Source organism: Okeania sp. SIO3I5 (assembly GCF_010672085.1).
In the GTDB taxonomy this organism is placed as follows: Bacteria; Cyanobacteriota; Cyanobacteriia; order Cyanobacteriales; family Microcoleaceae; genus Trichodesmium.
Map to the genome: position 1 here is coordinate 1 of NZ_JAAHHT010000272.1, position 11,789 is coordinate 11,789.

General features: G+C 34.3%; 11 protein-coding genes. 5 read left to right on the forward strand and 6 right to left on the reverse strand.

Features of this window, described 5'->3' with window-relative positions:
- The coding region (locus tag F6K40_RS34630; RefSeq protein WP_293143022.1) for a DUF2079 domain-containing protein at nt 1-175 on the reverse strand (175 nt) is incomplete at its 3' end.
- Between the two features lie 452 nt (nt 176-627).
- Between F6K40_RS34630 and F6K40_RS34635 the strand changes: the two genes are divergently transcribed.
- Nucleotides 628-1,866, forward strand: a complete 1,239-nt coding sequence (locus tag F6K40_RS34635; protein WP_293143000.1) for a histidine kinase — start codon at nt 628-630, stop codon at nt 1,864-1,866.
- A 202-nt stretch (nt 1,867-2,068) separates the two neighbouring features.
- Here F6K40_RS34635 and F6K40_RS34640 read toward each other — a convergent pair whose 3' ends face one another.
- Nucleotides 2,069-2,749, reverse strand: a complete 681-nt coding sequence (locus tag F6K40_RS34640; RefSeq protein ID WP_293143003.1) for a PEP-CTERM sorting domain-containing protein — start codon at nt 2,747-2,749, stop codon at nt 2,069-2,071.
- 449 nt (nt 2,750-3,198) lie between these two features.
- Between F6K40_RS34640 and F6K40_RS34645 the strand changes: the two genes are divergently transcribed.
- Nucleotides 3,199-4,356 carry a helix-turn-helix domain-containing protein gene (locus F6K40_RS34645; RefSeq protein WP_293143006.1) on the forward strand — a complete coding sequence of 386 codons (1,158 nt, stop codon included), beginning with the start codon at nt 3,199-3,201 and terminating at the stop codon, nt 4,354-4,356.
- Between the two features lie 60 nt (nt 4,357-4,416).
- On the forward strand, nt 4,417-4,587 hold the full coding sequence (locus tag F6K40_RS34650) for a hypothetical protein (RefSeq protein WP_293143008.1): 171 nt from the start codon (nt 4,417-4,419) through the stop codon (nt 4,585-4,587).
- A gap of 67 nt (nt 4,588-4,654) precedes the next feature.
- Here the strand turns inward: F6K40_RS34650 and mutT are convergent, their stop codons facing one another.
- The 4 genes from mutT to F6K40_RS34670 form a co-directional block, all read right to left on the reverse strand.
- The gene (gene mutT / locus F6K40_RS34655) at nt 4,655-5,050 is read right to left on the reverse strand and encodes an 8-oxo-dGTP diphosphatase MutT (protein ID WP_293143010.1); all 396 of its coding nucleotides are present in this window, start codon (nt 5,048-5,050) and stop codon (nt 4,655-4,657) included.
- A 560-nt stretch (nt 5,051-5,610) separates the two neighbouring features.
- The gene (locus F6K40_RS34660; RefSeq protein WP_293143012.1) at nt 5,611-5,952 is read right to left on the reverse strand and encodes a DUF760 domain-containing protein; all 342 of its coding nucleotides are present in this window, start codon (nt 5,950-5,952) and stop codon (nt 5,611-5,613) included.
- A gap of 262 nt (nt 5,953-6,214) precedes the next feature.
- Nucleotides 6,215-6,349, reverse strand: coding sequence for a hypothetical protein (locus tag F6K40_RS34665; protein WP_293143014.1), 135 nt, complete (start codon nt 6,347-6,349; stop codon nt 6,215-6,217).
- Between the two features lie 745 nt (nt 6,350-7,094).
- Complete coding sequence (locus tag F6K40_RS34670) at nt 7,095-8,054, reverse strand: RNA polymerase sigma factor, RpoD/SigA family (RefSeq protein ID WP_293143016.1); 960 nt, start codon at nt 8,052-8,054, stop codon at nt 7,095-7,097.
- 580 nt (nt 8,055-8,634) lie between these two features.
- On the opposite strand from F6K40_RS34670, the gene F6K40_RS34675 reads away from it, so the two are divergent.
- Together F6K40_RS34675 and F6K40_RS34680 are read left to right on the forward strand one after the other, a co-directional pair.
- Complete coding sequence (locus F6K40_RS34675; RefSeq protein WP_293143018.1) at nt 8,635-9,402, forward strand: proteasome-type protease; 768 nt, start codon at nt 8,635-8,637, stop codon at nt 9,400-9,402.
- 1,123 nt (nt 9,403-10,525) lie between these two features.
- Entirely contained in the window at nt 10,526-11,638 is a 1,113-nt protein-coding gene (locus F6K40_RS34680; protein WP_293143020.1) for a potassium channel family protein, read from the forward strand.
- Nucleotides 11,639-11,789: the final 151 nt, after the last annotated feature.

Genomic DNA, 11,789 nt, shown 5'->3' on the forward strand with positions numbered 1-11,789 from the left:
TAAAAAAACGACCGTGCATACTATTCCAAAAAACTTGGTTGAATATACCCTGGTCGTAAGAGGCGTAAAAACTATAATAGCGGTGCAGATTAAATAATAGACATATTAAAAAGAAAGCGATCGCCACTACGAACAATATCTTGAGGGACTGATTTTTTTCTCTGCTCACCAACATCATCCACCTAAAGTTAAAGCTTGCAGTATACCACTTACCAGAAATTTATATCTCATTTGAGTCATTATAACCACTTGCAAGGATTATTGTTTCCTTTACTATAAAAAATAAATTATGTCAAGTGACTATTAGATAATCTCAATACAGTTAAGAAGGCAAATTTACAGTATTAGTGTCATTATATAAAATATAAAATAGAGATTAAATTATCTCAGAAACAAACTTTCTGTTATAGCGGTTGAAGCAAAGGTTAGGACATTTATAAATGCTTAAACTCAGTCAGGGATTAATAAATAAATTTTGAATTTTGAATTTTGAATTTTGACTTGTGTGTAGCGCTATAATGGCCGATAAATTGAAAACTAATTTGTGAATGGTAAGTGGTAAACCCCGCCCTGCTTGCCGAGTCAGGCCGAATCTACGTAGGCGGGAATATTTATGGAAAGTTCTAGATGGTTAATTATTCTCTTCTTCTGCGACAACAAGATAACTTAAGTCCATCTCACTTACCTAGAGATTTCGTAAAGGTGTCTTCAGAAAAATCTAATAACGACGGATTCTTACAACTGATATTGTTTATCAATCAACGTCCAGGTTCTCAAGAACAAATCCAAGCAATTCGTAACTCCCTAAGTAATTTAAAAACAGATTACCCATTTGAATTTAATGTCATTGATGTAGGAGAACAACCCTACATGGCAGAACATTTTAAGTTAATTGCTACTCCTGCTTTACTAAAAATTCATCCTGAACCTAGGCAAACTCTTACTGGCACAAATTTAGTGGCGAAGTTGGAATATTGGTGGCCTCGTTGGCAACGTTCTTTAGCAGAATCTAGGCATGATGAGAATTCCCAATATGAGTCAGAACAAGCTATTAGTAAGAAATTATCTGCTAGTTCAATTAATTGTGCTGCCGAGTTAATGCAAATGTCAGACGAAATTTTTCGCCTCAAGCGGGAAAAAGAACAATTGCAAGCTCAACTAAAATTTAAAGACCGTATCATTGCTATGTTAGCTCACGATTTACGGAACCCTCTGACGGCAGTTTCATTAGCTTTAGAAACTTTAGAGTCAACTCAAAAAACGGTGAAGAGTGAGTCGGCAAAAAGTTCTCCCACTCTTGTAGGAAGGTTGATTAAACAAGCACGTTATCAAGTGCGTGTGATAGATGGAATGATTACAGATATTCTAGAGAGACCTAGAGGGAAAAGTACCAAGTTGCAAATTCAACCTGAGAAGTTAGATATAGGAGCATTGTGTTCAGAGGTGAAAATTCAGTTTCGAGACCGACTGAAGTTAAAAAAATTGCAGTTAAAAACAGATATCCCTAGCGATCTACCATTGGTTTATGCTGACAGAGAAAGAATACGTCAGGTAATAGTTAATCTGCTTGATAATGCAATTAAGTATACTCCCAAAGAAGGGGAGATCCAGATTATCGTCCTCGATCGCACAACTCAAAAGGTGCAAGTGTCGGTTTCTGATAGTGGACCTGGTATACCGAAGGAAAATCGCGATCGGATTTTTGAGGATTCTTTCCGACTCAAACGGGATGAGTTAAAGGATGGTTATGGTATTGGTTTGGCTTTGTGTCGCCGGATTATTTTATCTCACTATGGTAAAATTTGGGTAGATTCTAGTCCTAATAATGGTAGTTGTTTTCATTTTACTTTACCGGTTTATAGGTAATTAGGGAGTAGGGAGTAGGGAGTAGGGAGTAGGGGAAAAGAATTGATGATTCCTATGTAGAAGGAAGTCTATCTAGTAGGGTGCGTTTTGCTGTCGCATAACTCCGTTAACACTGCGTGACATAGTTTGCGGAGCATTCCCTATACGAAAAATGAAATGTAACGCACCGCTTGTACTAAGTAAATGTTTCGCTGTTACCAAACTATCGTGATGTTCGTTTTAACAAGCGTGAACCGAAACCTAGAACACCCAAACCAATTAAACTTAGTACAGATGTAGGTTCTGGCGTTGATGCACTCTCAATTTCTGTACCTTGCACAATATTATCAATTCCTGTACCAACCCTCCTTCCATTTACGGTACTCCAGCGAATAGAACTAATTTCTTCACTAGCAAGTATTCCTAAAAATCCTACAGTTGCTGGATCGTGATTTAACAGAAAAGTGTCAAGAAGACCAGTAGTACCAAAAACACTGACTGTTGCTGGACCAAAAGCATTAACATAAGTATCAAATCCTACCGCTTCTGTAGGTGTACCAAATTCTACTGTAAAATCTTCCTCGCCATTAGCAGTTAGTATGCTGCTAGTAGTTGCGGGAACACCAGAATTAGCATATCCAGGTGTAGTAACCCATACATTAGGATGGGGAACACCAGCTAAACCTGTATATGTATTGCCATTACTAACAAAGGATGGGAGAGCGCGATTTTTTGGTGCGAATGCCTCAAAGTCTTCTACTAAAGTTGTATTTGTTAAGGCATCAAAAGCATTAACATCGGTGAAAAACATTGTACTAGCATGAGCATTTCTACTAGCTCCTATTACGACTATTAATCCTCCAGTAACTGTTAATAATTTACTGAGTTTAGTGGCAATTTTCATAATCATTTACTCCTGATAAGTGTGGTTAGGAAATAGAAGGTTTGTTTCACCTTGTAAGGTGGTTTGGTTTGATCAAAAGAGAAACATTGTGTGAAATGGAAATATCCGAAATACACCCTACCCTACTATTTCATATTTCATAATTTGATGTTCTGTTGGCTTAAATTAGCCATTGCTAGAGATTTATTATACCAGCAAGCAAACCTATCCCAATAAAAAATTATCTTTAGTGACGGTATGAAAAGTATGAACTTTATTTGCTCTATAAAAGTAGGAAAATTACGAAAAGTATGGTACTTTTAAGATTGTATTAGTTTTGACAAAAAGTCTGTTCTGATGAAACTATTTTCCTGAAATTTAATTTCTAAAATTTCAAATCTTTTCCCTCAAAGGTATTCAGCGATTTAGGTCAACAGTCTATTAGAATCAGATTTAATATTAATTGATTTATGAATAGTACAGAAGTCTTAGAATTAGTAGATAATTTAGTCTTTGCTAAAACCGGAAAACACTTAGAATATTTACAAAAAGATGTTTTAAAAGGCACTATAGAAGGTAAGACATATTCAGACATTGCTAAGGATAGTGGTTTTAGTGAAAGTCATGTTAAAAATGTCGGGAAAGAATTATGGAATCTTCTCTCATTAATATTAGGTGAAAAAGTTAGCAAGACTAATTTTAAAGGTGTACTTGAAAAGATAAAAAGCCATAATTTTTCATCAACTATTATTTCAGGATATTGTCATACTAATCCCACAGCTAATAATATTAATATTTTTCCAGAGAGAGAGCGATCGCCTACTTCTGTGGAAAATTCCCAAGCAACTAAAAATCAACCACAACTATATTTAGCTGAAGCACCCCAAGATTTTAACTGCTACGATCGCTCTTCCGAATTAACAACTTTGTCAAACTGGATATTAAAAGATTCATCTCGCCTCATTACACTTTTAGGAATTAGTGGGATAGGTAAAACAACCCTAACACTCCAATTAATCAAACAAATAGAAACTAATTTTAATTACATCATTTATCGGAGTCTGCGCTTTTCTCCATCACTTGATACAACTCTTGCCAAGTTGTTAGAAATATTTTCCGAAAAAACAGATATTTACCAAAATATTGAAACTCAAATTTCCCAACTGCTCGACTACCTAAACCAATATCGTTGTTTGATTATTCTTGATGACCTACAAATGCTTTTTTGTAGTGGAAAAATTGCCGGTAAATATCAAGCTGAATTTGAAAATTACCAGATATTTTTTCAGCTTATCGCCGAAATGAATCATCAAAGTTGCTTAATATTAAATAGTAGGGAAAAACCCATCGAAATAGCTCAACTAGAAACCAAAAATAATTGTGTGCGATCGCTCGTTTTAGGTAGTTTAGGATTAGCAGCAAAACAAATTCTGCAAAACCATAAATTATCAGATGAAGAAACTTGGGAAAATTTAATTGATATCTATCAAGGCAACCCTCGTTGGATAGAATTTACTGCCACCATGATTCAAGAATTATTTGATAGTAGTGTTGCTAAATTTTTGCAATGGGAAAAAGTAATTTTAAACCAATCTCTAGTAGCAGAATTAGATAAAAATTTTCAATGAATAACCCAGGATGAGCAAACAGTAATAATTCAACTTGCTCAAGAAAGTAAACCATTTACTTTGCATCAAATTGATAAAATTTTAGATTTATCAACATCAGACTTATTGAATGCTATACAGTCGCTAAAAAGACGATTATTATTAGATATCAAACAAGAAGATAAGACTACTTATTTTAGTTTAAACCCAGTCTTGAAACAGTATGTTCTCTGGAAGGAAGAGGGAAGTTAATTAATTGATAATGGATAATGAATAATGGATAATTAGCTCTTTAACAATTATCTATTCTCCCTCTTCCTTAAGCTTTCTTCAAAGCAGTAATAATTTGCTCATTTGCTTGAGGAAAAGTAAATCGATCTATCTCATCTAATGTCACCCACCTAAACTCATCACATTCTATAGCTTTTACTATTCCACACAAATAACGACAATGATATACATGAAGCGTGACTCTAATTTCCGGATAATTATGGTCTATTGTAATCAAATGCTCTTCTACCGCAACCTCAATTCCTAACTCCTCTAAAACTTCCCTTTTAATACAATCTTCTATTGTTTCACCAACTTCTTTTTTACCACCAGGAAATTCCCATAAACCACCAAAACTACCACCAGGTTTTCGCTTGTCAATTAAAATTTTTCCTGCTTCATTCCAGATAACAGCAACACCAATTAACTTATGAGGTAATATCATGTCCGTTTGAATACTTATCAATAATTAGATATTTCTATAAAAAAAGGAGTAGGGAATAGGGAGTAGGGAGTAGGGGAAAATAATTGATTATTTCTGTACAATATTTGATACAAAATCTGGGTATAAAAACAGGTTTTTTCCATCGTCTAATTCCTTATTTAGCAAAGGTTGTAACTCTAAAAAATCCCCTCCCATTAAGTCAGATTTAGTATTATTTTATTTTTTATTATTTTAGATATGTCATTAGATAGATTGAATAATACCACTTTGATAAATGTTTGCTATAAATCGGAAATATTGATTATAAGTGCTTATTTTTTTGCATAAATTTCTTGACTTGATTAAGCAATAAAATTTACTATTTTTCTTCCTTCAATAGATATTTCCAGAAAATAAACTTACTCTTTATTTAAGATAAGCTAGAGTTGTAAAAATCACTTACACTCATAATTTTCCGTACCTTTGGCGTGAAGTGAAAATTTATTTCCTCTTCCCTCTTCCCTATTTGTAATAAAAAACCCCCGGTGTAAGAACCAAGGGAATAAATAAAATTTAACTAATTAACCCTCATTATTAAATGTTTGATTTACTTTAAAAGACTTTTCAAATGTCATTCTTTGTTCAGCATTTCTCAGAAAATAGCCACTGATCATTGCTGAAGCTAATAATTTTCCTAAACTTTCTCTGCTAGTTGTTATATTTACATTAAATTGTTCTGAGGGGAGATTACCTAAGAGTCCAACAATATTTCGCTCCATCACCTGAAAAACTTCTTGGGAAGTTGGTTTTGATAAGTGGGAGACTGTATCTGGACTCATAGATTGGACATATTGCCAAAGTAAATTGGCTCCTTCTGAATTTTCTTCAAACAACTCTGGCCCTTGATTGTTTCTATTGGTCACTTTCTACCTCCATTTCAGAAACTTTTTTTTGACAACCATGGTTGATAGACTTAACCAACCATATCTATGACAATTGTTAATATTTTTTTAACTTCCTAAATAGTTACTAAATCTATAGAAAAATATTCCTTGACTTAGTTTTAATTAAGTGTTACCTTAACGGGGTGTTAGCGTAGCTCCGACCCAGGAGGCACTACAACACCACGCCAGTTGCTTGACTTTCGGGAAACCCGCCCAACGCACTGGCTCCTCTATCCCATTGCTAAAAGCGTTTGGGACTACTTTTCGTATCAGTGTTTAAACTTCCATTGACATGACTCATTGTATTTGACACCATTTTTGTTGCTTGATAAAGTCCTCTTTTCACTCGTTTACCACGCTTCTCTGTGTTTGACACCTTTTTGATAAACTGGTATATCTACCACTGAGCTTTGCTATTTTCCGAGTCTACCTATTTTTTTTAGCCGTTGTTTTACTCGAAAACAAACTTTGGTGTTAGGCTTTATGTTTACATAGTCACGGGTTGGCATAAGACCATTTTGATTATACCACTACATTGATTGCCACTAATGCCGAAGCTGAATTAAAAGTTATACCAAGCATGATTTCAGTTATCAGTTAGTAGTTATCAGTTATCAGTACCTCTGACTGAATCATTGGGATTGAAATAAGGAAATTGATTTTTTTCATCCCCTGAAAAGAGGAGCCTTGAGACTTGATTTTTTGGTAAAATAATTTTATCTAATTAGGCTATATTTATAAAATATACTTGTACATTTTTTTCCTTATAGCCTACTCCCTAATTCCTTAAAATAGAAGTAGAAGAAAATACGGTTTGTGTCTGTAGAGAACTACACAAAAAAGCTCCGCTTGAGTAAAAGCAATGTAGCGAAGCAGAAATATAACAGTGAAGTAACTAAGTGCAAACCTTTTTCAAATTGGGCTTGGCACTAAGGCAGATACTACGGAAACCTGTACCATTTACCAATGGATAATGGATAATTGATGATTAATCTCCAAAGGTTTAAATCCTTCTATTTAAAAAGAAAAAAAGAACAGATGATTTCCTGAAATTCAATTCTGTTACAGTTTTAACCAGAGGTAATTATCCATTATTAATTATCCATTATCAATTAATGAATCTAACTAGCTAAATAATCATTCATATCTTGTTTTCTTTTACGAAGTTTACTAAGAGCTTCTCGCTCTATCTGCCGTACTCTTTCACGACTAATATTTAGGCGGGCACCGATTTTCGATAGAGTCATACTTTGGCCATCTTCTAAACCAAACCTTAAGGCCAAAACTTGCTTTTGTTGAGGAGTGAGGTCAGCCATGATTGATTCTAAATCAGTTCGCATGGAAGATTGAAGAGCATAATCTTCTGGAGAAGCTCCCGTATCTTCTAATAAGTCTCCTAACTCCGTGTCTTGATTGTCTCCCACTCGTAAATCAAGTGATAAAGGTAAGCGAGCCCGTTCTAAACATTCCCGAATTTGTTTTGAAGTTAAACCTAGTTCTGCTGCTATTTCAGCGGTTGTTGCTGAACGTCCTAGTTGTTGAGTCAGTTGGCGCTGGACTTTTTTAATCTTGTTTAGCTTTTCTGTAATATGAATAGGTAAGCGAATTGTACGGCCTTTTTCTGCGATCGCCCTAGTTATGGCCTGACGAATCCACCAATAAGCATAAGTAGAAAATCTATAACCCTTGGTAGGGTCAAACTTTTCTACTCCTCGCTGCATACCAATAGTACCTTCTTGAATTAGATCGAGTAAATCTACATTTCGTTTGATATACTTTTTAGCAACAGATACAACTAAGCGTAAATTTGCCTCTACCATTTTCCGCTTGGCTCTTTCACCTTCTCTGATAATTCGCTGCAATTCACTCATTGAGACATTACTGGCATCTGACCATTCTACTAATGTTGGCTTACGACCTAATGCTTCAGTTAAAGTCTGATTCAATTCCTGCAAAGCTGTTAGGCGTTGCACCTGTTTTCCGTATAGGATTTCTTCTTCGTGGCTTAATAGAGGAACACGACCTATTTCTCTGAGATATGTGCGTACAGAGTCTATGTCTGAGGTTTTACCAATCTTCATAATCTTCCTCCCGCTAAATAACTCTATTTTGAGCTAGCAAGAAAAGCGGGCGGGCATTACGCTTTTCTTGAATTTTTTTAAAAAAGTTTTTTCTCTGACCATAATTGATTAATTTGGCCTATAGAGAGTCGAAATTTATAGATTTTAGATTTTTTAGATATGAGCAAAGAGTCCAAATCTTGTTTGTTTGGCTCTAGGATCGACATTTGTGGGCAATAAAAAAGTTTTACTATTTTGGAATTTAGATTGAGTACAGAATCTTAGTAGTATTTGCCTAAAGTAAAAGTAGACCTTTTTGTTTTCTGAATCGCTTCAGATAATTTTTGTTGCCTTTACATAAATCAATAGTATGTTAAGAATGTTAACATTTATGATAGCAGATGGCTATACCTAAACCTATTGATTTTTTGGATGAATAGGTTTAATTGCCTATATGAGATTACTCATAAATTCTTAAAAAAATTGCATCCTGCACAACAAAATGACAAAAATTTTGCAAAAATACTTGATAAGGTTAGAGGTTATGGACTTATTTTCATGCCTTTGACTTTTATATTTAGACTTTTGACTAAATTCATACATGACTTATTGTCTTGGTATTATTACTGAATCTGGTATTGTAATGGCCTCTGACTCTCGTACTAATGCGGGAGTAGATTATATTTCGACTTATCTGAAGCTATTTGATTTTTCTGTAACTGGAGAGCGGGTCATCCTGATTAGCACTTCTGGGAACTTATCAATTACTCAGGGAGTCATTAACGAACTTAAAAAAGATTTAAAAATTTCTGAGGATATTAATCTTCATAATTTGTCTACCCTTTATGAAATTGCTCGATACATTGGGGGAAAAATTCGACAAATTCAAGGGCAAGACCGCTCTTGGTTGCAACAAGATAGAATTGATACAGGATGCAGTATTTTATTAGGGGGTCAAATTCAAGGGCAAGACCCGGAATTATTTTTGATTTATGCTCAAGGAAATTGTATTTCTGCTACTAAGGAAACGCCTTTTTTACAGATAGGTGAAACTAAATATGGGAAACCTATTTTAGACCGTGCTTTGAGTTTTTCTACTTCTTTGGAGGCTGCTGCTAAGTGTGCTTTAGTTTCAATAGATTCTACTATGAAATCTAATCTTTCTGTGGGGCCGCCGATTAATTTGGTGATGTATGAAAAGGATAGTTTTAAAATTCGGTATCGGTTACAACTGCGTTTGGGCGACCCGTATTTGGCTAAGGTTCGGAAATTTTGGGAGGTTGCTCTTAGGGAAGCTCTTGATGAAATGCCGGATTTAAATTGGTTATATGATTGTCAGGAATCTCAGGAAGATATTTTGATTGATTAAAGAGGAAGGCTAGACAGGGATTTTGGTACGGATGCACGGATAATTACAAGTTAGAAAAAATCTAAGATTGTAGGTTTGGTTAAGCGCCATCGCAACCCCACATAAACTGTAGTAATAAAGCAGTTGAAAAAATTATTTCCTGTGCAAACCTGAATTATCAAAAACATCAGCCTGAAAATATTTTCTCAGCCACAATTTTCCGGCTATAGCTGTTGGGTTTCCTTTTTCAACCAAACCTACAAAAATATCTCCCACCAGAATATTTAATCTGTGGGAGATGAGACTAATTTAGTCATAAGGAAGAAGGAAGATTTTGGGTTGGCAAGTTAGGGGCAACCCCACATAAACTGTACTAATAAAGCAGGTGAGAAAATTATTTCCTGTGCCAATCTGAATCATCAAAAACATCAACCTGAAAATATTTTCTCAGCCACAATTTTCCGGCTATATCTGTTGGGTTTCCTTGACTCAACCAAACCTAATAAGAATATCCGCCACCAGAACATTCAATTTGGTGAGAGATGATATTCATTTAGTCATAAGGAAGAAGGAAGATTTTCAGTTGGCAAGTCAGGGGCAACCCCACATAAACTGTAGTAATAAAGCAGGTGAGAAAATTATTTCCTATGCCAATCTGAATTATCAAAAACATCAGCTAACTAAGAAAATACTAATCCTGATAAATCTTGGATAAAATATTTTTCTTCACGAGTTATTTGACTATCACTACGAACTACACGACCGCATATATTTTCCTATTTATAATACAATGCGCTTTGAAAAAATATAAATAATACATAAAAATTTCTTACTTCCTTAACTATTAACTATTAATTATTAATTATTTGGTAAGACTTTAGGTTGGGTTAAGTGCCAGCACAACTCAACCTAAACTGTATTAATAAAGCATTATGAGGAATTTGTTTAGTCTTTACAACCTGAATCATCAAAAACATAGCTGGAGATTTTCTCAGCAAAAATTATAGTGCTATATTTGTTGGGTTTATCCTAACAGATAAGCTGGCGTTTTTCATGTCGCGCAGCGTTAACGGAGTTGTGCGGAACGCTAAACGTTGACTCAACCCAATCTACAAAAATATTCCCCACCAGAATATTTAATATTATGAACAATAAACAAAGTATGAGAAGTAAGAAAAAATCTAAAAATAAACTCAAGTTATGGCTTTTTCAGCAGTATCTGAAACTGCAAAGAATATGGATTTTTTTAGAGAAAGAAAACTTTATTCGTTTAGTTATTTTGATTGTCGCTATTGTTAGCTTGAGTACAATCGGAATTTATCTAGCAGAACCTGATATTTCTTTAATAGATAGTCTATGGTGGACAATTGTTACTCTAACTACAGTCGGTTATGGTGATATTACTCCAGTTACAACAATAGGTCGCCTAATTGCAATAATTGATATGATTATTGGGATTGCGCTTCTTGGAGTTTTTAGTGCTACATTAGCTAGTATTTTAATCGATCAAAAAATTAAGGATGATTTAGGTATGAACTCTTATCAATTTGAGAACCATATTATTATTTGTGAATGGAATTACCGCGCCGAAACGATTATTAAAGAATTACGAATTGACCCAAAAATTCAGGAAAAACCTATTGTTTTAATTGCAGATATTGAACACAAACCTCTAGAAGATCGACATTTATTTTTTGTGAGAGGTCAAGTTTCAGATGAGACTTTAAGTCAAGCCAACTTAAAAGCAGCAAAGACTGTTATTATTTTAGGAGATGATAAGTTAGATTACAAAAATCGAGATGCAAAAGTAATTTTAGCAACTCTAACAGTTGAAAGTATTAATAGAAGTTCTTATACGATTGTTGAGTTAGTTGATAAAGCTTATGTTCCTACTTGTAGACGAGCTAATGCAGATGAAATTATTGTCACAAGTCAATTAAGTAGTCGGTTAATTTCTAAAGCAGCTCTTAATCATGGTATTAGTGAAGCTGTTTCTGATATCTTAAGTTATGAATATGGAAGTCAACTTTATAAAGTTCCACTACCTAAATCAGAGGTAGGATTGAATTTTATTGATGTTTTTGTGCGGATGAAACAAACAGATCAAGCGATTATAATTGCAATTCAAAAAGGACAAGAAGGAAATGTAATTTCTAATCCTCCCTCTGAATATAAATTCAATGAAAATGATTATTTGATTGTGATTGCAGCTAGCGAAAAAGCAGGCGTATTCAATAAAGCATTATCTGACATTTAGAGGGAGATAGGGAACAGGGAACAGGGAATAGGGAATAGGGAATAGGGAGGAAGAAATAAAGACAAGTATTGAAGAGTTAAAATAAAGGGAATATATATACTTTTCCACCTCTATATCTACCAAATTTCAATCTCTTGAAGTCCCTTTTAAT